This is a genomic window from Citrobacter sp. VF227 (genome assembly GCF_052950715.1).
Genome location: NZ_JBRFVF010000006.1, coordinates 53,368 through 73,551, shown reverse-complemented (window position 1 = coordinate 73,551; position 20,184 = coordinate 53,368). Strand labels below are relative to the sequence as shown.

Here is a 20,184-nt window from a genome sequence, read left to right as displayed (position 1 = left end):
TTTCGTCTCCTCAGATAGCAAAAGCGAGGAGATATCTCCTCGCTTTTTGATGTGTTCAGTATAGCTCGCTTACCACTTTTTATTCAGTACACGGTCAATACTGAATGCGCCCGGACCGGTGATAGCCAGCAGCAGGAAGCCGCCTGCGATGGTCAGGTTTTTCATAAACATCAGAGAGTTCATACCTTCAGCAAAGTTGCTGTGGAAAAGGAACGCCGTTAGCAGCGTGAAGCCTGCGGTGAACAGCGCGGTAGTACGAGTCAGGAAACCGAACAGAATTGCCAGACCGCCGCCAAACTCAAGCAGAATAACCAGCGGCAGCATAAATCCTGGGACGCCCATGGCTTCCATGTACTGTTGGGTACCCGCATATCCGGTGATTTTTCCCCAACCTGCGGTAATAAACAGGATAGGCATCAGAATGCGCGCTACCAGTACACCAACATCTTCTAATTTCTTCATCATACTCTCCAGGAAACCACTCAGGCGGCTTATTGTGTTTTTTTGTGCAACGACGCCGCAGAGTGCGTCGTTGCTGTCGATGGAGAGAATCATAAACGCGGCTAATGACAATTGTTAGCAAGGAAAACTGTCAGAAATCTTCAAAAAATTTGAGGTTAGGTGGGAGACGAGAGGGTCAGCCGCGCAACTGCTGCTGTCTGATGGTCGATTTCACCAGACGCCAGATGCTCCAGACGCTAAAGCCGCGTTTAGCCCAGCGTACCAGCAGGTTAGGATTACGGATGGTGCGAACCGCCATAATACTGCTCCCGACTATCACCCATCCGCGCAGGTTCAACAGCGTTTTCCAGCCGCGATCGTAGACTTCGGTTGCCTCCAGCCAGTCGCGACGAGCGGCAGACAGATCCAGCCGTTGCTGCTGGATCTGTCCAAGCAGTTGCGCCTTACGTTGTAGACGTTCGACTTTACTGCTCATTATGCCTCATCCTCCAGGGCCTTCCTGTCGTTAGCGAGTTCATTACGCGTATGGCGTAGCAGCGTTGTTTTACGCGCTTTTCGCAACGTCCATAGCCCGCCGATAAACGCTAAAAGCAACAGCACAACGGTAGTGGCAATCATGGCGTTCAGGCGATATTGAGGATCGATGGCCCAGATGATAAGCACCATCAGACTCATCAGTCCAAACGCCGCGAACAGCATGGTCAGCCCAAGCATCAGCAGGATCTGGATGAGATTGGCTTTTTCCTCTTCCAGCTCAACGACGGCCAGCCGCAGCCGCGTCTCTACGATCTCAACGAGAATCGTCAGGATCCGCTGTCCAATACCCAGTACGCCTTTGCCTGGACCTTGTGCGTGTTGAGAGTCTGCCATTGTTAGCGGCGCGACAGCAGTACACCAAGGACCACACCGACTGCAGCGCCAATGCCGACGCCTGTCCATGGGTTTTCGCGCACATAGTTATCTGCTTTTGCCGCAGCCTCACGGGTCTGTTTGGCAATCACATCGCTGGTTTCGCTCAGGCGATGGCGACTCTCGCGCAGCGCGTGTTCGGCTTTGCTGCGAATTTTACTTATCTCTTCCTTCGACTTATCGCCAGAGGAGCTAAGTACTTCTTCAAGCGTATCCGCAAGAGATTTCAGCTCAGCGCGCAGGTTTTCCGTAGCATTATCTTTCGACATAGTTTTCTCCAGTTGAGTGGCTAGTTACCGTACTTAGTAATCGCGAGTCTCGAGTTCTTTCAGCTCTTTCTGAGCTTCAGCAAGCTTATGCTCGCGCTTTGCGATTTTATCCGCATCGCCTTTTTGCTTCGCCTCGGCCAAATCACGTTGGCGCTCGGTTATCTCATTTTTCTGTTCTGCGATTTTTTTCTGATGGTCGGCGCGCAGTTTACTGTCAGTACAGTTGGCCCTAACTTCGCTCAGCGCTTTGTTCAGCCCATTGATGCGGCTCTGATTATTGTGCTTTTCGGCATAGCTAATCTCACGCTGGATATCCTGTTCTTTTTCCTGACAGAGGGTGGATGCGTAACTGCCGGCACTGAGAGCGAAAAGGCTAATTGCTAAAGCGATGCGGTATTTCATTCTTGAACCTTCCATTGTGATTCGACCTTGTGGCTTATGGTCGGTGCTCCAGAATAATAAAGCGTTGAGTCATTAACCCAGTTTATTAATCATAGGCGCTAAACGATGAAATCACCAAAGTGAGTGATCTAATTCAGATTCCTGGAGATTAACCAAAGCGGTGTGGGGTATCACGTAAGCGAGATAACCACTGCACCGCCTGATTATCATCATCCTGCTGAGCAATAACGAAACCGTGCGGTAACGTTCGGTCCAGCACGACTTTTGCTGCTGCGCTCTGCGCGCTGGAATCAAAGGTGATCAGCAGCGCGTCATTTTGCGGAGTTATACTTTTAAAGCGAATGCCGTTGGCGTCCAGGTGATGCCAGATAGAGAAGCCATCAGGCATGCTGGCTCCCTGGTTTACAGCACGAATGGCAAGCGTTGACTCCTGCTGGCGGATGACCGACAAGGTCAGGAGCAGCGCGCCGATAAACAGCATAAAGGTGGTGGACCAGGCAAGTCGTCGGAGCGTTATGCGTGATTTCAGCATAATTTACCCTCGGTTCCCGTATTTCTTCTTCCAAAGAACAACCAGTGAACCTGCCAGACCAAACACCAGTAGCACAACGGGAAGCAGCATCAGGCAAGACATCAGCTGATCTTCATACTTGAGAAATACCGGTGTTTTGCCCAGCAAATAGCCAAGCGTTGTAAGAATCAGAACCCAAAGCAGTCCGCTCATCCAGTTAAAGAACTGAAAGCGCGCATTGTTCAGGCCGGACAATCCTGCGATGGTCGGTAGTAATGTTCTGACAAACGCAATGAAGCGACCGACCAGCAGCGCAGACAAGCCATGCTTATGGAACAGATGATGCGCGCGCTGATGGTAATGCGCAGGCAGATGAGATAGCCAGTTTTGTACGGTGCGGGTATTCCCCAGCCATCGCCCCTGGATATAGCTGAGCCAACAACCCAGGCTAGCCGCGGTGGTAAGTAGCAATATCGTTTGCGGGAAACCCATCGCGCCTTTGGCGATAAGTACGCCGACCAGCACCAGTAGACTGTCGCCAGGTAAAAAGGCCGCGGGCAGCAGTCCGTTTTCCAGAAACAAAATGGTAAATAGTACGAAATAGAGCAAGCCAATCATGGAAGGATTGGCCAGCGTTTCAAAATCCTGAGCCCATAAAGCATTCAGTAATTGAGTCAGTAGTTCCATTCAATATTCCTGGAGAATCGGTTGTCGTCATGCCGGTTTTCTGGAGTTTGTAACGCCGCAATTTTATTGGTGTTTTTTACATGGATCGCGGTCTGACACAAATTCACGGCCTGAACTATTCCCTGTAAAGTTGTGAAGTAAGCAAGCTCTCAAACACAAAAATTCAAATAACAACTAATTGTAACAAAGGTCAACGTTGTCCGTTATAGAAATTACGGTTGTTGAACTGTGATTTTGCTTATCGCAATGGAGGGAGGCGAGAGGATTTACACAGGCTGACACTTTATACCTAATGCTTACTAAGCATGAGAAACAGGCGCTTTGTTGCGCCTGGATCGAAAAGATTGCTTATTTAGCGCTGTTAACTGCAGTATCGAGGTGAACGACAGGATTTTCCGCAAAAAGATAACGGTCAGCGTTGAACTCAAAGTCATCGCTGGTCTCGTTGAACAACATGATTTTGGTATTCTCCAGGTGTTGCCACATGGCCAGTTTTGCCGCGTTCGGATCTTTACGGATCAGCGCTTTGAGAATTTGGTCATGATCATCGCACCAGTTATCGACGGTACGTGCGTCGATATGCTCGTGCAGTTTTTTCCAGTACGGGTTGTGGCTACGCTGGGTCCACATTTTTTCTACGATGGCGGCCAGCGCAGAGTTCTGCGTGGCTAGCGCGACCTGAATATGAAACTGCAGATCCCACTCGGAATCGCGAAAGCATTTTTCATTCCGCGCATGTTCCTGAATGTCCATCAGTTTCATGATGTCTTGCTTGGTAACCTGTGTAGCAGCAAATTCAGCGATATTGCTTTCAATCAACTGACGAGCCTGAAGCAGCTCGAAAGGACCATAATTGGCGAATTCAAGTGATTCGTCGGTGGCCTGCTGGTGACGCGCCTGATTTGAAATGACATGAATGCCGGAACCTTTGCGCACTTCTACATAGCCCTCAACTTCGAGCATGATAATCGCTTCACGAACCACGGTACGGCTGACATTTTTTTCATCGGCGATAAAGCGCTCGGCGGGGAGCTTTTCACCCACCAGATAGACGCCCTGCTCAATGCGTTCTTTCAGATCAGCGGCAAGTTGTTGGTACAAACGTCGTGGTTCAGTGATTTCCATATGCGCTCCAGGCATGATACGGCAGACTCTATTTGTTATACCACTTTTGCGATTACGGCTCCACTCGCGCTGTTAAAAAAGCCGCCAGATAACTGGCGGCTTAGCATTACATAACCTTATTAAATCTTGTCTGGTTAACTTTGCGCGGCGGGATCGCCAGTTTGCGACGCTGACTCTACCTCGCTGGCCGATTTGTTCTGCAATACCGTCCAGATGACTAACGCGCCGAGCAGGTCGAATACCGCCAGTACGGCAAACAGCGGGCTAAAGCCGATGGTGTCAGCCAGTGCACCGACGACCAGCGCAAACAGCGTACTTGCGAGCCAGGCGGACATACCGGTCAGGCCGTTCGCAGTTGCCACTTCATTACGGCCAAACACGTCAGAAGAGAGTGTAATCAGCGCACCGGACAGCGCCTGGTGAGCAAAACCACCGACGCACAGCAGGGCAATAGCAATGTATGGGCTGGTGAACAGACCAATCATCCCCGGGCCAATCATCAGTAATGCGCCCATCGTCACGACCATTTTACGCGAAACGATCAGGTTAACACCGAACCAGCGCTGGAACAGCGGCGGTAAGTAACCCCCAACGATACAGCCCAGGTCAGCAAACAGCATAGGCATCCAGGCAAACATCGCAATCTCTTTCAGGTTAAAGCCGTAAACTTTGAACATGAACAGCGGAATCCAGGCGTTGAACGTTCCCCACGCCGGTTCTGCCAGGAAACGCGGCAGCGCAATTCCCCAGAACTGGCGGTTACGCAGGATCTGACCGAGCGACATTTTCTTCGCGGTGCTGTTTTTATGCTGAGATTCCTGACCATTCAGAATGTAATCACGTTCTTCATCAGACAGTTTTTTCTGGTCGCGTGGGTGTTTGTAAAATACCAACCAGCACATGGCCCAGATGAAGCTCAGGGCACCTGAAATAATAAATGCCATCTGCCAGCTGTGCATGACGATAGCCCAGACGACCAGCGGTGGAGCGATCATCGCGCCGATAGAAGAACCAACGTTAAAGTAACCTACGGCAATTGAACGTTCTTTTGCCGGGAACCATTCAGAACTGGCTTTCAGGCCCGCAGGGATCATCGCGGCTTCGGCAGCACCTACAGCACCTCGCGCCAGTGCCAACCCGCCCCAACTTCCAGCCAGCGCGGTCGCACCACAGAAAACGGCCCAAAGAACGGCGAACATCGCGTAACCTACTTTTGTGCCGAGCACATCGAGTACGTAACCGGCAACGGGTTGCATTACGGTGTATGCAGCAGAATAGGCTGCGATGATATAGGAATACTGTTGAGTGGAGATGTGTAACTCTTCCATCAGAGTTGGCGCAGCTGCCGCCACAGTGTTACGCGTCAGGTAACCCAGCACGGTGCCAAGCGTCACCAGTGCAATCATGTACCAACGTAACCCTTTAATTTTACGCATGTAAAACCTCATCGTTTTGTTATGTCCGCGAACGAGCGGTCATCTTCCAGTCCAGAGCGGAGGATGTTTTTTACGAGGGGGTAACCGAAAAAAAAAGCCGGTACTCCCCGAACATTGCCATGTCAATATTTGTGCTAATTCGGTTTCCGTACCGGTCAATCCGATGGTGATACATCGGTAATTTGCATTCCGTCGGCTTATGTATCGCGACGGCCAAAAGATAACTTGTCATACAGCTTTAAAAGGTGAGTGCCATCACAAAAGTGTGAATCTTCGTGTGGTCATTATTTCGATTCAGCAAAGCCAGTACTGGCGCGGTTTAACGTGTGATTTACCTCTTTGAGAGTAATTTTTTTGTCATCATTTGTTGATCTAGCTCACGAAAATATCTTCAGTGCATGGAAATTGGTGTGATAACTTTGTCAGCATCGCAACATAAGCAATCTGACGCACTCGCTGAGAGGAAGACGATAATGACCCCGTTTATGACTGAAGATTTCCTGCTGGATACCGAATTTGCCCGCCGTCTGTATCATGATTACGCTAAAGACCAGCCGATCTTCGATTACCACTGCCATTTACCACCGCAACAAATCGCGGAAAACTACCGTTTCAATAACCTGTATGACATCTGGCTGAAGGGCGACCACTATAAGTGGCGTGCGATGCGTACCAACGGCGTTGCTGAACGCCTTTGTACTGGCGATGCGTCCGATCGTGAAAAATTTGACGCGTGGGCCGCCACAGTTCCGCACACTATCGGTAACCCGCTGTACCACTGGACCCATCTCGAATTACGTCGCCCGTTTGGTATTACAGGTAAGTTGCTGTCTCCGGCAACGGCTGACGAAATCTGGAACCAGTGCAACGAACTGCTGGCGCAGGATAAATTCTCCGCGCGCGGCATCATGCAGCAGATGAATGTGAAAATGGTCGGTACCACCGATGACCCGATTGACTCTCTGGAGCACCATGCGGCCGTTGCTAAAGACGGAAGCTTTGATGTGAAAGTGTTGCCGAGCTGGCGTCCGGATAAAGCCTTTAACATTGAGCTGGCGACCTTTAATGACTATATGGCGAAACTCGGTGAAGTGTCAGATACCGATATCCGTCGCTTCAGCGACCTGCAGGTTGCACTGACCAAACGTCTGGATCACTTCGCGGCGCACGGCTGCAAAGTCTCTGACCATGCGCTGGACGTGGTGCTGTTTGCCGAATCTAACGAAGCGGAGCTGGACAGCATTCTGGCCCGTCGCCTGGCTGGTGAAACCCTGAGCGAGCATGAAGTGGCGCAGTTCAAAACCGCCGTTCTGGTGTTCCTCGGCGCAGAATACGCGCGTCGCGAATGGGTGCAGCAGTACCACATCGGTGCGCTGCGTAATAACAACCTGCGCCAGTTCAAGCTGCTGGGCGCGGATGTTGGCTTTGACTCCATCAATGACCGTCCGATGGCGGAAGAACTGTCCAAACTGCTGAGCAAGCAGAATGAACAAAACCTGCTGCCGAAAACCATTCTGTACTGCCTGAACCCGCGTGATAACGAAGTGCTGGGGACGATGATCGGTAACTTCCAGGGCGAAGGCATGCCGGGGAAAATGCAGTTCGGTTCCGGCTGGTGGTTCAACGACCAGAAAGACGGGATGGAACGTCAGATGACGCAGCTGGCGCAGCTCGGCCTGCTGAGCCGTTTCGTCGGCATGCTGACTGATAGCCGTAGCTTCCTGTCTTACACCCGCCATGAATACTTCCGTCGCATCCTGTGTCAGATGATTGGTCGTTGGGTTGCCGCAGGTGAAGCGCCTGCCGACATCCAGCTGCTGGGTGAAATGGTGAGAAATATTTGCTTCAACAATGCGCGTGATTACTTCGCCATTGAACTGAACTAAGGTCTGGGTGACGGTATGCAATACATCAAGATCCATGCGCTGGATAACGTCGCAGTTGCGCTTGCTGATTTGGCTGAAGGAACCGAAGTCATCGTCGACGGTCAGGCGGTAATCCTGCGTCAGGCAGTCTCTCGTGGTCATAAATTCGCTTTACGCGATATTGCGAAGGGCGAAAACGTCATCAAATACGGTTTGCCAATCGGCCACACGCTGGTGGACGTTGCGGTGGGTGAGCATATACATGCCCATAACACCCGCACCAATCTGAGCGACCTGGACACGTATCGCTACCAACCGGATTTCCAGGCCGAAGTCACGCAGCCTGCCGATCGCGATGTGCAGATTTATCGCCGCGCGAACGGTGACGTTGGGGTGCGTAACGAACTGTGGATCCTGCCAACGGTAGGCTGCGTTAACGCGATGGCGCGTCAGATGCAGAACCGCTTTTTGAAAGAGACCAACGACGCCGAAGGTATCGACGGCGTGCATCTCTTCAGCCACACCTACGGCTGTTCACAGCTGGGTGACGACCACATTAACACCCGCACCATGCTGCAAAACATGGTGCGCCATCCGAATGCGGGGGCGGTGTTGGTCGTTGGTCTGGGCTGTGAAAACAACCAGGTGGATGCCTTCCGCGAAACTTTAGGTGAGTTCGATCCTGAGCGCGTTCACTTTATGGTCTGCCAGCATCAGGAAGACGAAGTGGAAGCGGGGATTGAACATCTCCATCAGTTATACAACGCGATGCGTAATGATAAGCGTGAGCCGGGTAAACTGGGCGAGCTGAAGTTTGGTCTGGAATGCGGCGGCTCTGACGGCTTGTCCGGTATTACCGCCAACCCGATGCTGGGGCGTTTCTCTGACTACGTGATTGCGAACGGCGGCACCACGGTGCTGACCGAAGTGCCGGAAATGTTCGGCGCCGAGCAGTTGTTGATGGACCACTGTCGTGACGAAGAAACTTTTGGCAAGCTGGTTACGATGGTCAATGACTTCAAGCAGTACTTCATTGCCCATGACCAGCCGATCTACGAGAACCCATCGCCGGGTAACAAAGCGGGCGGTATTACCACCCTGGAAGATAAATCGCTCGGCTGCACCCAGAAAGCGGGGTCCAGCAAAGTGGTTGACGTTCTGCGCTACGGCGAACGCCTGAAGACGCACGGCCTGAACCTGCTGAGCGCGCCGGGTAACGACGCGGTCGCCACCAGCGCGCTGGCGGGCGCGGGCTGCCACATGGTGCTATTTAGTACCGGACGTGGAACACCGTACGGTGGTTTTGTGCCGACAGTGAAAATCGCCACCAATAGCGAGCTGGCGGCGAAGAAAAAACACTGGATCGATTTTGACGCCGGACAGCTGATCCACGGTAAAGCGATGCCGCAACTGCTGAGTGAGTTTGTTGATACCATCGTTGAGTTCGCCAACGGCAAGCAGACCTGCAATGAGCGCAACGATTTCCGGGAACTGGCAATATTTAAGAGCGGCGTAACGTTGTAATTACCCTTCATCTTTCGCGCGGCAGCTGCGTTGACTGCGTTCATTCACCCCGGTCACTTACTTCAGTAAGCTCCCGGGGATGAGCGAACTTGCCGCCTTGCTGTGGCACGAAATCAATTGGGTAATCGAAATGGAGTGGATTTAAAAAACGGCGTTTCATCATTTGGAACGCCGTTTGTTTTTGCATTACCTGATAAGGATCATTCATGACCGCGTATTGGCTGGCCCAGGGCGTAGGTGTCATCGCCTTTCTGATCGGCATTACCACCTTTTTTAATCGTGATGAGCGCCGGTTCCGGCTGCAACTGGCCGTTTACAGCGCCACCATTGGCGTGCATTTTTTTTTGATGGGCGCCTGGCCTGCGGGAATGAGCGCCGAGCTCAACACCATCCGCACGCTCGTCTCAATGCATACCCGCAAACTGTGGGTAATGGCCGTTTTTATTCTTCTCACTCTGGTTCTCGGGCTGGCAAAGTTACAGCATGCGATGGAGCTGTTGCCGATAATCGGCACGCTGGCCAGCACCTGGGCGCTGTTTCGCTGCCAGGGGTTAACCGTGCGCTGCGTGATGTGGTGCGCAACCGCCTGCTGGGTTATTCATAATTTCTGGTTGGGATCGATTGGCGGGACGATGATCGAAGGCAGCTTTCTGGTGATGAATGGCCTGAACATTATGCGCTTCCGGCGGATGCAAAAACTCGGAATTGATCCGTTCAAAATTGAAAAAAGCGTACAAGAAAAGAGCCCCTCCGCCCGATAACGGAGGGGCGCAGGGATTAGCCGCGCAGAGCGTTATTTGCCAGACGTTCGTCTTCAGCCTGGCAGGCTGCCGCGGTAAACAGAACGTCAGTAGAAGAGTTCAGCGCCGTTTCACAGGAATCCTGCAGTACGCCGATGATGAAGCCAACGGCTACCACCTGCATGGCGATGTCATTTGGGATACCAAACATATTGCATGCCAGCGGGATCAGCAGCAGGGAGCCACCTGCCACGCCCGATGCGCCACAGGCGCACAGCGACGCCACCACGCTCAGTAACAGCGCCGTCGGTAAATCGACCGGAATACCCAGCGTATTCACCGCCGCCAGCGTCAGCACGGTAATGGTGATCGCCGCACCCGCCATATTGATGGTGGCGCCCAGCGGGATAGATACCGAGTAGGTATCACGATCCAGATTCAGCTTCTCACACAGTGCCATATTCACCGGAATGTTGGCGGCGGAGCTGCGGGTAAAGAAAGCGTACACGCCGCTTTCGCGCAGACAGGCCAGCACCAGCGGATATGGGTTACGACGAATTTTCCAGAATACCAGCAGCGGGTTGACCACCAGCGCCACTAGCAGCATACAGCCTACCAGCACGGTCAGCAGATGAGCATAGCCCCACAGCGTGGCAAAACCGGTGGTTGCCAGGGTAGAAGAGACCAGGCCGAAGATACCGATCGGGGCAAAACGGATCACCAGCTTCACCATAAAGGTGACGGCGTTGGACATATCATTGACCAGGTTTTTGGTCGTTTCATTACCATGGCGCAGCGCAAAGCCCAGACCAACGGCCCATACCAGAATACCGATATAGTTGGCGTTAAGCAGGGCATCAATTGGGTTGGAAACCATGCTCATCAGCAGTCCACGCATCACTTCAACAATACCGGATGGCGGCACGATATCGCTGGCGCTGCTGGAAAGATGCAGTGTAGACGGGAAGGCGAAGCTGAAGACGACGGCCGCTAACGCGGCTGAAAACGTTCCGAGCAGGTAGAGGAACAGAATCGGGCGGATGTTGGTTTTTTGCCCGTGCTGGTGGTTGGCGATAGAGGCCATTACCAGCATCAGAACCAGAATTGGCGCGACGGCTTTTAATGCGCCGACGAATAGCGTACCCAGCAGACCAACGGCTTCTGCCGCAGGTTTTGACACCAGTGCAAGTAAAATCCCCAGTACCAAGCCGATCAAAATTTGTTTAACCAGGCTCCCTTGCGCCAAACGCGAGAGTAGCCCCGATGAACGTTGCGTAGTCATGTCGTGATCCTTTCATTGTGTTGTTGCTCATCCATCGTGCGTTCTCAGGACGCATCTTTCTGGATGTAACAAAGTGTTTGCCTGGTTGAGTATAAGGAAAGATAAAGCTTCGGGAAGAGAAATATGCTGGATTCCACGTTGAGATCATATTTTATAACTTTGAGTTAACATTATTTTGACATGATAAACAAAAAGCCCAACGCACGCAGTGTGCCGTCGGGCTTTTCAGCTAGCAGATAAAGTTACTGTATTTGCTGCTTTTTATCGTGCTGGTGGTTGACCCACGCGTTGACAATCAATGTCACAAACAGGATGCCAAATACCACGCCTAGCGAGATAGCGATCGGGATATGGTAGAAATCGACGATCAGCATCTTAATACCGATAAACACCAGAATGACCGCCAGACCGTACTTCAGCATGGAGAAACGCTCCGCCACGCCCGCCAGCAGGAAGTACATCGCGCGCAGACCCAAAATAGCAAACAGGTTCGAGGTCAACACGATGAACGGGTCGGTAGTGACGGCGAAGATTGCCGGAATACTGTCGACGGCAAAAATCACGTCGCTCAACTCAACCAGAATCAATACCAGCATCAGCGGCGTGACAAACAGCAGCCCGTTCTTACGCACGAAGAAGTGCTCGTTTTCGATGGTATCGGTCATGCGCAAATGGCTACGTAGCCAGCGTACCAGCGGTTTGTCGCCAATGCCTGATTCATCCTCTTTTGCCAGCGCCATTTTCACCCCGGTAAACAGCAGGAACGCGCCGAACACGTACAGCAGCCATTCAAACTGGGTGATAAGCCAGGTGCCAGCGAAGATCATGATCGTACGCAGAACAATGGCTCCCAGCACACCATACACCAGCACCCGACGCTGCAATGCAGGTGGTACGGAGAAGTAACTGAACAGCATCAACCAGACGAAGACGTTATCTACAGCCAGCGATTTTTCAATTAAATAGCCGGTAAGGAACGCCAGTGCCTGCGGGTCAGCAACGGCTCGGCCCTGGGTTTGCGCCAGATACCACCAGAAGGCGGCGTTAAACAGTAACGACAACGTTACCCAGACGATGGACCAGGCCGCAGCCTGCTTCATCGACATCGTATGCGCACCACGACGCCCCTGCAACAGCAGGTCGATGGCCAGCATAATTACCACCACGACAGCGAAGCCACCCCATAACAACGGTGTGCCAACAGTATTCATTGTATTTCCCCATGCATAAAAAAAACGGCCAACGCCGAATGACGTTAGCCGCTGCTTTTTATGCATAGACCTTGCCATTCGGCAAGGTCTCACTTACAACAACAAAGGAATACGATGGCGTATTCCTTTGTTATCGCCCGGTGACCGGATGTGGTTTTTCACACATCGTAATGACGATCAACCGACAACGAAGTTACTCCCCTTTGCGGGTTACAAAATATTACAGGCCATGCTTTCAGTCAATGGCCTGCAACATTCCATTTACACACTTTTACGCAGTCAGCGAGGTTACCGTTTCGTCTGCCGGGAAAACCACGCCGGTCTGGCGGCGAATCTCCGTTTGCAGTTTAGCGGTGATACGGCTGACGGCCAGTGCCGGGTGATCCACTTCGCCGGATTCAACCAAATGAGCAAATGCCTCTGCCTCATACAGCATAGTATTGATGTGCTGAGGCGTCGTCAGATCCTGTGTTTTCCCCCCGCGCGGAACGAAGCACACTTTTTGACATTCGGAGATGTGCTCGATCACCAGCGATCCTGACTCGCCCTGAATTTCACTGGCTAATACCGAGTCGCTGACTTTTGAGTGCTGAAGCGTGACGCTAAAGTCACCGTAATTCAGCACCACCACGCCGTGGGCGTCCACGCCGCTCTCCAGCAGGCTGGCGCTGGCCTGAACGCTCTGCGGCTCACCCCATAGCGCAACCGCTGAGGCCAGGCAGTAAAAACCAATATCCATAATCGAGCCATTTGAGAACGCTGGATTAAACGTATTTGGATTTTCACCGTCCAGATAGCGCTGGTAACGTGAGGAGTACTGGCAGTAATTGATAAATGCTTTTCTGATTCTTCCAACTTTGGGTAGCGATTGCTGCAACAACAGGAAGTTAGGCAGGCTGGCGGTCTTAAATGCTTCAAATAGTACCACCTGGTTTTCGCGCGCGCAGGCGATAGCGGCTTCGGCTTGCGCCAGGTTTGAGGCCAGCGGTTTTTCGCAAATAACATGCTTTTTGTGCCGCAAAAACAGCTCTGTCTGCGGGAAATGCAGAGAGTTTGGACTGGCGATGTAGAGGGCGTCAATCGCCTCGCTTTGCGCCATCGCTTCCAGTGAGGTAAACAGATGCTCAACGGGGTAATCGTTGGCGAAGGTCTGCGCCTGCTTAAGGCTACGGGAATAGACTGCGGTTAACTTATATTTGCCGGTTTCATGGGCGGCATCGACAAACTGGCGGGTGATCCAGTTTGTGCCAATTACTGCGAAACGTATCATAAAGGCCTTCAGGCTGTGGAAAGGGATTCTTTCGTCAATTTAGCATGCCCTGAAGACAAAGCCAGTGCGCTACGGCGCAGTTTGCTTTAACGAATGTTGCGTTAACCACAGGCGGGTATCGAACTCCAGTTGATGATACTGAGGCTCCATATGGCAGCACAGCTGGTAAAACGCTTTGTCGTGCTCTTTTTCTTTCAGATGCGCCAGCTCATGCACGACGATCATGCGTAAAAAGGGCTCAGGGGCATTGCGAAACACGGTGGCGACGCGGATTTCTGCTTTAGCCTTTAGCTTACCACCCTGCACACGAGAGACGGCGGTATGCAGGCCCAGCGCATTTTTCAGAACGTGGATCTTACTGTCATACATGACTTTATTCAGTGGTGGGGCGTTACGCAGAAACTGATTTTTCAGATCCTGAGTATATTGCCAGAGCGCTTTGTCGGTCGCGAAATCATGCGTACCCGGATAGCGCTTCTCCAGCACTGCGCCCAGACGCTGTTCAGCAATCAGCGTTCTCACCTGAGAAAGCAAATGTTCCGGGTAGCCCTGGAGGTAAGTTAGTTGGTTCATTCATGTCCCATCCACTTCATCCTTCAAGCTGCCTCTGTGTTGGCTGCGTTCGCGCACTCCAGTCACGTACTTATGTACGCTCCTGGGGATTCACTCACTTGCCGCCTTGACGCAACTTGAATGATTTTGTGTATTCAAAATGTTGTATACTCACGCACCCTTTTCAGGGATACGCCGAAATTTTACCATTCAGGAGGGCCGATGAGCCACATAGACAACGGTTTCCGTTCGCTGTCACTTAAACGTTTCCCGGAAACGGATGACGTTAACCCGCTGCTGGCGTGGGAAGCAGCAGATGAATATCTGCTGCAACAGCTGGACGATACCGAGATTAGCGGCCCGGTGCTGATCCTGAATGATACCTTTGGTGCGCTGGGCTGTGCGCTGGCGGAACATACGCCGTACAGCATCGGCGATTCCTACTTAAGTGAGCTTGCCACCCGCGAGAACCTGCGTCACAACGATATTGCCGAGTCGAGCGTCAAATTCCTCGACAGTACCGCTGAATATCCGCAGGCACCGGGCGTGGTGCTGATTAAGCTGCCAAAAACCATGGCGCTGCTCGAACAGCAGCTGCGCGCGCTGCGTGAAGTGGTGACGCCGCAAACGCGCATCATCGCGGGCGCGAAGGCGCGCGATGTGCATACCTCGACGCTGGAGCTGTTCGAAAAAGTGTTAGGGCCAACCACCACGACGCTGGCGTGGAAAAAAGCCCGTCTGATCAACTGCACATTCAGCAAACCTGAGCTGGCCACTGCCTCGCAAACGCTGAGCTGGAAGCTGGAAGGCACTGACTGGACTATCCATAACCACGCCAATGTTTTCTCCCGTACCGGACTGGATATCGGCGCGCGCTTTTTTATCGAGCATTTGCCGGAAAACCTCGAAGGGGAGATTGTTGACCTCGGCTGTGGTAACGGCGTCATCGGTATGACACTGCTGGCGAAGAACCCAGAAGCCAGCGTGGTATTTGTTGATGAATCGCCCATGGCGGTGGCTTCTAGCCGTTTGAACGTGGAAAGTAACATGCCGGAAGCGATGGATCGCTGTGAGTTTATGATCAACAACGCGCTGTCTGGTGTCGAACCGTTCCGCTTTAACGCCGTATTGTGTAATCCGCCGTTCCACCAGAAGCACGCGCTGACCGATAACATCGCCTGGGAGATGTTCCACCACGCCCGCCGCTGTCTGAAAATCAACGGCGAGCTGTACATTGTGGCTAACCGTCATCTCGACTACTTCCACAAGCTGAAGAAGATTTTTGGCAACTGCGTGACCATCGCCACCAATAATAAATTCGTGGTGCTGAAAGCGGTCAAAACCGGTCGTCGTCGTTAAGCCCTTGTGCCGGATAGCGGCTAACGCCTTATCCGGCCACCGGGATACAATTTGTTAAATCTCCAGCGCCAGCCTCGTCCCTTGCGCAATAGCGCGTCGGGCATCCAGTTCCATCGCCACGTCGCAGCCGCCGATCAGATGCACCGTTTTACCCGCTGCGTGGAGCGGATCGACCAGCTCACGGCGCGGCTCTTGTCCGGCGCAAATCACCACGTGATCCACGTTAAAGATCACCGGTTCGCCGTTCAGCACAACGTGTAAGCCATCATCATCAATTTTCTGATAACTGACCGCCGGGATCATTTTCACACCGCGTGAGAGTAAGGTGGCGCGATGGATCCAGCCTGTCGTTTTACCTAAACCTTGCCCCGGTTTGCTGGCTTTGCGTTGCAGCATCACTATCTGGCGTGGGCTGCGGGATAAATGCGGACCTTCCGGGCGTAAGCCGCCAGGCTGTTGCAGGCTGGTGTCGATTCCCCATTCCACGCAGAACTCCGCAATGTTCTGGCTGGTGGGATCGCCTGATTGGCTCAGGTACATGGCAGTATCGAATCCTATCCCGCCGCAGCCAACGATCGCCACGCGTTTGCCCACCGGCGTTTTATCGCGCAGGACGTCAAGATAGCTCAGTACTTTAGGGTGGTCGATCCCCTCGATCGGTGGCATGCGAGGCTCGATCCCGCTGGCAAGGATCACTTCGTCGAAGATGTGCAGATCGCGTGCGCTGACAAAATGATTCAGCTTCAGTGTCACGCCAGTCACGTCGATCATCCGGCGGTAGTAGCGCAGGGTTTCATAGAATTCTTCTTTGCCGGGGATCTGTTTGGCGATATTAAACTGCCCGCCAATCTCACCATGCGCGTCAAACAGCGTCACGTGATGCCCGCGCGCAGCGGCATTAATGGCGAAGGCGAGGCCCGCAGGGCCCGCGCCAACCACCGCCAGATTTTTCGGCTGAGTGGCCGCAACGATCGGCATTTTGGTTTCATGGCAGGCGCGAGGATTCACCAGGCAAGAGGTAACTTTGCCGACGAAGATCTGATCCAGGCAGGCCTGGTTACAGCCGATACAGGTGTTGATCTCATCCGCTCGTCCGGTTTGCGCTTTTGACAGCAGTTCGGCATCGGCGAGGAACGGACGGGCCATCGACACCATATCGGCATCGCCACGGGCCAGAATGTCATCGGCGACCTGGGGATCGTTAATACGGTTGGTGGTGACCAGTGGGATTGTCACATGGCCTTTCAGCTTACGCGTCACCCAACTAAACGCGCCGCGCGGTACCGGGGTCGCAATAGTGGGAATACGCGCCTCATGCCAGCCAATACCGGTGTTAATAATGGTGGCGCCTGCGGCTTCTATCGCTTGTGCCAGCTGGACGGTTTCGTCGAAGGTTCCACCGTTTTCCACCAGATCAAGCATCGACAGACGGAAGATGATTATGAAGTCATGGCCCGCACGCTGGCGTACTGCCCGTACCACCTCAACGGCAAAACGCATGCGGTTGGCATACTCGCCGCCCCATTGATCATTGCGCTGATTGGTGCGCAGAGTCAGGAATTCGTTGATGAGATACCCTTCGGATCCCATCACTTCAACGCCATCGTAGCCTGCTTCCCGCGCCAGTTGGGCGCAATGGGCAAAATCTTCAATCAGTTGCAGCACTTCATCATGCGTCAGTTCATGTGGCGTAAAACGGTTGATTGGCGCCTGAATAGCGGAAGGCGCCACCAGATGCGGCTGATAGCTGTAACGCCCGGTATGCAGGATTTGCAGGGCGATTTTGCCACCTTCGTCATGCACGGCATCGGTAATGACGCGATGGTGTGCGAGCTGGCTGCTGTCGTTCAACATCGCGCCGCCTTCCATCCCCACGCCGGAAAGCGCAGGCGCAATACCTCCGCTCACAATTAACGCGACCCCGTGACGGGCACGTTCGGCGTAGAACGCGGCCAGCCGTTCAGCGCCATCAGGGTACTCTTCCAACCCGGTATGCATTGACCCCATCAGCACGCGGTTTTTAAGCGTAGTGAAGCCTAAACCGAGCGGGGCGAACAGCGACGGATAGCTCATAAAGGTGTCCAGTATGTAAAATTATTGTTATGTGGTCGGATGAGTTCTAATTTAGCCGTCGTGGCGTAAAAGGGAAAAGGGGAATGCCGTGATTGTGATGGGATTCAAAAAAGAGGCTCTCCTTTACAGGAGAGCCAATTGACGTTACTGCTATTTTAGAAAATCGTTATACAGCATATAAAGATGCGCTGCGCTCCAGGAGAAGTTCGGCGCGCCCTGTTGCGCACCGGTTAGCGGGTTATAGTTCTCCTGAATCGGACCGTCTGCGGTAAGGCCTTTGGCGTGGCTGAAGAAGGTATCTGCCAGTTTTAACGCTTCATCGCGATAGCCATAACGCTCCATCCCTTTTAGCCCGAACCAGAACTGATCCACCCACACACGCCCACGCCAGTAAATGTCTGCACCGAAGGCCGGGTTGGTCAGCGCTGCCGTACCAAGCGGGACAAAGGTGTTGAACTCTTTGGGATCGAGCATCACCTTAACCACCGCGTCCGCATGGGGCTGCGTTGCCGCCCCGTTAAACAGCGGCGACCAGCCTTCCGGCCCTTTGCCGCGTTCGACGATTGGTTGGCCCGCACAGCCATTAGCCAGCGGTTTATCTTCAATACGAATGTCGTAATAGAAGTGTGTTACCGGGTCGAACATACAGGTATTGATGTAATCGGCGAGTTTTTTCGCCAGCGCCTGGTAGCGTTTGGCATCGTCGGCTTTGCCGAGAATTGTCGCCATTTCTGCCAGATAGTGATTATCGCTATACATGTAGCTGGCCTGATCGACCGATTCCTGCAGCAGCGAGTAACCCAGTAACCTCCCGTCGTTACTGCGATTATCGGCAAATTTCACCACCCAGTCGCTGCGTTTCCCACCCTTAGCGACGTATTTATCCAGTTGCTCTTTGTCGATAAAACCGAAGACTGCCGCATCGTCACGCCCGGATTCCCAGGAGGCGGCAACCTGTGCTGGGATCTCGAGGCTGTCATACTGGCCTTTACTGATGATATTGGCGTAGTTTTTCAGCCCGGAGAGGGTCTCTTCTTTGTCGCCTTTTTTCACCGTGAACAGCATTTCACCGCTGTCGGTATTGTGAGCTTTATCGCGCGTTGCGCCATATTCAGGTACGCCGTTGCCGTTATGATCGCGGTTTCGTAGCCACCAGTCGTGATATGCAACCAGCTTCGGATACATCTCTTCGAGCCAGGCCTTGTCCTTGGTGACGTTGTAGACCTCCATCACCGACCAGGCCGCCAGGCTTGGCTTGGTGTTGCGTTCGTTCCAGTTGCCGCCGTCGCCGCCGCGCTCGGGGCTGAGGTTCCAGGCAATCAGGTCGGGAATGAATCCGGCGTCCTGCGCGCGAACGGGATCGCCGGGTTTTATCTGCCATGAAAAGACGGCACGAATGTTCTCTTTAGCGATCTCCGGGTTAAAGTGCGCCATGGCGAAGGCTTGTTTCCAGGTGTCCCACGGCCAGGTCTGGTTGCCGGAGAACCAGCGGCCGGTAACGGACGGCGTCACAGTATTGTGTTTTACCGCGCCGCCCGGCGAGCGCCAGTTACCATTCAGCGTCTCGATCGCCTTCACCGCCACTCGGGTTTGTTCTGGCGTGGCATCCGGGTTATTTAAGCCTTTCTTGAGATAGTCGTCCCAGCGCTGCTGCGAAGCGAGCATGTAGGAAGAAGGACGTGCCAAAATATCGCGGATCTGCGGCTGCTCTTTGCTGACTTCCCGCGCGGTCAATAAGTGTGAATAGGTGGTGTAGAACGTGGTAGAGCTGTTGATATGCGCTTTGCTGGTGAAGCGAAGACCGTCGACGGCTGTTTTCATCGGCAGCGACTTATGCACCTGATATTCTGATTCGCCGGAGGTGAGCAAATCCCAGGTTGAACGCACTTTGCCGAACGTGACTTTCAGACCGTCGTAGGTGGCGGTGATTTTGCGCTGATAATCAGGATACTCTTCATCGACGGTTTTGGTTGATGTCGGCTGCCCGTCTTTTGCCTCCACTTTTTCCAGAAGCTCGCCATCCCACACCAGATCCAGCGGCGAGTTGCTGATGATTTTGGTTTCCAGCAGCGAGGTGCGCGGACTGGCGAAGCGTAGCGTCATCTCTATCTGTACATCTTTTGATGACAATTTCTGTACCAGCGCCCCTGGAATGCTGTAAGCCTCGAGGGTGAAATTGACCTTTTTACCCTGCTGGTACACCGTCAGACGATCGAAGTTCGTCGCCATAAAATTGATGTACTCTTCCGTCAGCAGCGCCACGCCCGGAAAACCGCCCATGGTATCCGGGCCATCCGGCAACAAATGACCGTGCCAGGAGCCAAGATCGAAAAAGGGATTAAAGCGCTGGTGGTCGTCGTGATCGTAGTCATGCATGTAGTCCGGTGCACCGGTGCGATTAATGATGTTTTTAAACTCGTTAGCGCTGGCGGCATGCTCAGAGACGCTCATCAGCAGGAGACAGGCCAGCGGCGTAAGAAGAAGTTTGATGTTCATGGGTTCCGATC

20 protein-coding genes are annotated in these 20,184 nt (G+C 53.0%); 4 read left to right on the top strand and 16 right to left on the bottom strand.

Translation table 11 applies throughout. The features are described 5' to 3' along the window. Positions 1–69: 69 nt before the first annotated feature. The 9 genes from ACU8YC_RS18090 to ACU8YC_RS18050 all read right to left on the bottom strand — a co-directional run bounded on the left by ACU8YC_RS18090 (position 70) and on the right by ACU8YC_RS18050 (position 5,801). Positions 70–462, bottom strand: coding sequence for a DoxX family protein (locus tag ACU8YC_RS18090; RefSeq protein ID WP_005131473.1), 393 nt, complete (start codon positions 460–462; stop codon positions 70–72). A 175-nt stretch (positions 463–637) separates the two neighbouring features. Continuing rightward, positions 638–937, bottom strand: coding sequence for a YqjK-like family protein (locus tag ACU8YC_RS18085; RefSeq protein ID WP_151217820.1), 300 nt, complete (start codon positions 935–937; stop codon positions 638–640). Next, positions 937–1,332 carry a phage holin family protein gene (locus ACU8YC_RS18080; RefSeq protein WP_151217819.1) on the bottom strand — a complete coding sequence of 132 codons (396 nt, stop codon included), beginning with the start codon at positions 1,330–1,332 and terminating at the stop codon, positions 937–939. Before ACU8YC_RS18080 ends, ACU8YC_RS18085 begins: the two co-directional genes overlap by 1 nt. A gap of 2 nt (positions 1,333–1,334) precedes the next feature. After that, positions 1,335–1,640 carry a DUF883 family protein gene (locus ACU8YC_RS18075; RefSeq protein ID WP_151217818.1) on the bottom strand — a complete coding sequence of 102 codons (306 nt, stop codon included), beginning with the start codon at positions 1,638–1,640 and terminating at the stop codon, positions 1,335–1,337. Between the two features lie 33 nt (positions 1,641–1,673). After that, complete coding sequence (locus ACU8YC_RS18070) at positions 1,674–2,042, bottom strand: DUF1090 domain-containing protein (RefSeq protein WP_187253301.1); 369 nt, start codon at positions 2,040–2,042, stop codon at positions 1,674–1,676. 148 nt (positions 2,043–2,190) lie between these two features. Beyond that, a complete protein-coding gene (mzrA, locus tag ACU8YC_RS18065) occupies positions 2,191–2,559 on the bottom strand; it encodes an EnvZ/OmpR regulon moderator MzrA (RefSeq protein WP_187253354.1) in 369 nt (122 codons plus the stop codon). 18 nt (positions 2,560–2,577) lie between these two features. Beyond that, positions 2,578–3,240 (bottom strand): DedA family general envelope maintenance protein YqjA, encoded by a 663-nt coding sequence (gene yqjA / locus ACU8YC_RS18060; RefSeq protein ID WP_151217816.1) that lies wholly within the window; start codon positions 3,238–3,240, stop codon positions 2,578–2,580. 348 nt (positions 3,241–3,588) lie between these two features. Continuing rightward, on the bottom strand, positions 3,589–4,365 hold the full coding sequence (exuR, locus tag ACU8YC_RS18055; protein ID WP_003024817.1) for a transcriptional regulator ExuR: 777 nt from the start codon (positions 4,363–4,365) through the stop codon (positions 3,589–3,591). Positions 4,366–4,499: 134 nt separating this feature from the next. Next, a complete protein-coding gene (locus tag ACU8YC_RS18050) occupies positions 4,500–5,801 on the bottom strand; it encodes an MFS transporter (RefSeq protein WP_151217815.1) in 1,302 nt (433 codons plus the stop codon). Between the two features lie 473 nt (positions 5,802–6,274). Here ACU8YC_RS18050 and uxaC point away from each other — a divergent pair, with 473 nt between their 5' ends. Both uxaC and ACU8YC_RS18040 read left to right on the top strand, forming a co-directional pair. Further along, positions 6,275–7,687 carry a glucuronate isomerase gene (gene uxaC, locus ACU8YC_RS18045; RefSeq protein WP_151217814.1) on the top strand — a complete coding sequence of 471 codons (1,413 nt, stop codon included), beginning with the start codon at positions 6,275–6,277 and terminating at the stop codon, positions 7,685–7,687. 15 nt (positions 7,688–7,702) lie between these two features. Next, a complete protein-coding gene (locus ACU8YC_RS18040) occupies positions 7,703–9,190 on the top strand; it encodes a UxaA family hydrolase (RefSeq protein ID WP_151217813.1) in 1,488 nt (495 codons plus the stop codon). A 40-nt stretch (positions 9,191–9,230) separates the two neighbouring features. Here the strand turns inward: ACU8YC_RS18040 and ACU8YC_RS18035 are convergent, their stop codons facing one another. Further along, on the bottom strand, positions 9,231–9,398 hold the full coding sequence (locus ACU8YC_RS18035; RefSeq protein ID WP_279574265.1) for a hypothetical protein: 168 nt from the start codon (positions 9,396–9,398) through the stop codon (positions 9,231–9,233). On the opposite strand from ACU8YC_RS18035, the gene ACU8YC_RS18030 reads away from it, so the two are divergent. Next, positions 9,397–9,951 (top strand): YgjV family protein, encoded by a 555-nt coding sequence (locus ACU8YC_RS18030; RefSeq protein ID WP_446895622.1) that lies wholly within the window; start codon positions 9,397–9,399, stop codon positions 9,949–9,951. The genes ACU8YC_RS18035 and ACU8YC_RS18030 overlap by 2 nt on opposite strands. A gap of 16 nt (positions 9,952–9,967) precedes the next feature. On the opposite strand, the gene sstT is transcribed toward ACU8YC_RS18030, so the two are convergent. From sstT to ACU8YC_RS18010, 4 genes are all read right to left on the bottom strand, one after another. After that, entirely contained in the window at positions 9,968–11,212 is a 1,245-nt protein-coding gene (gene sstT, locus ACU8YC_RS18025) for a serine/threonine transporter SstT (protein WP_151217812.1), read from the bottom strand. A 242-nt stretch (positions 11,213–11,454) separates the two neighbouring features. Beyond that, entirely contained in the window at positions 11,455–12,423 is a 969-nt protein-coding gene (locus tag ACU8YC_RS18020; RefSeq protein ID WP_151217811.1) for a TerC family protein, read from the bottom strand. 271 nt (positions 12,424–12,694) lie between these two features. Then, positions 12,695–13,693, bottom strand: coding sequence for a Gfo/Idh/MocA family protein (locus ACU8YC_RS18015; RefSeq protein WP_446895621.1), 999 nt, complete (start codon positions 13,691–13,693; stop codon positions 12,695–12,697). Positions 13,694–13,762: 69 nt separating this feature from the next. After that, on the bottom strand, positions 13,763–14,266 hold the full coding sequence (locus ACU8YC_RS18010) for a M48 metallopeptidase family protein (protein WP_151217809.1): 504 nt from the start codon (positions 14,264–14,266) through the stop codon (positions 13,763–13,765). A 201-nt stretch (positions 14,267–14,467) separates the two neighbouring features. On the opposite strand from ACU8YC_RS18010, the gene rlmG reads away from it, so the two are divergent. Continuing rightward, a complete protein-coding gene (gene rlmG / locus ACU8YC_RS18005; RefSeq protein ID WP_151217808.1) occupies positions 14,468–15,604 on the top strand; it encodes a 23S rRNA (guanine(1835)-N(2))-methyltransferase RlmG in 1,137 nt (378 codons plus the stop codon). A gap of 54 nt (positions 15,605–15,658) precedes the next feature. On the opposite strand, the gene ACU8YC_RS18000 is transcribed toward rlmG, so the two are convergent. Both ACU8YC_RS18000 and ygjK read right to left on the bottom strand, forming a co-directional pair. Beyond that, positions 15,659–17,677 carry an oxidoreductase gene (locus tag ACU8YC_RS18000; RefSeq protein ID WP_446895620.1) on the bottom strand — a complete coding sequence of 673 codons (2,019 nt, stop codon included), beginning with the start codon at positions 17,675–17,677 and terminating at the stop codon, positions 15,659–15,661. Positions 17,678–17,827: 150 nt separating this feature from the next. Beyond that, positions 17,828–20,173: an alpha-glucosidase gene (gene ygjK / locus ACU8YC_RS17995; RefSeq protein WP_446895619.1), complete on the bottom strand. Its 2,346-nt coding sequence runs from the start codon at positions 20,171–20,173 to the stop codon at positions 17,828–17,830. Positions 20,174–20,184 lie beyond the last annotated feature (11 nt).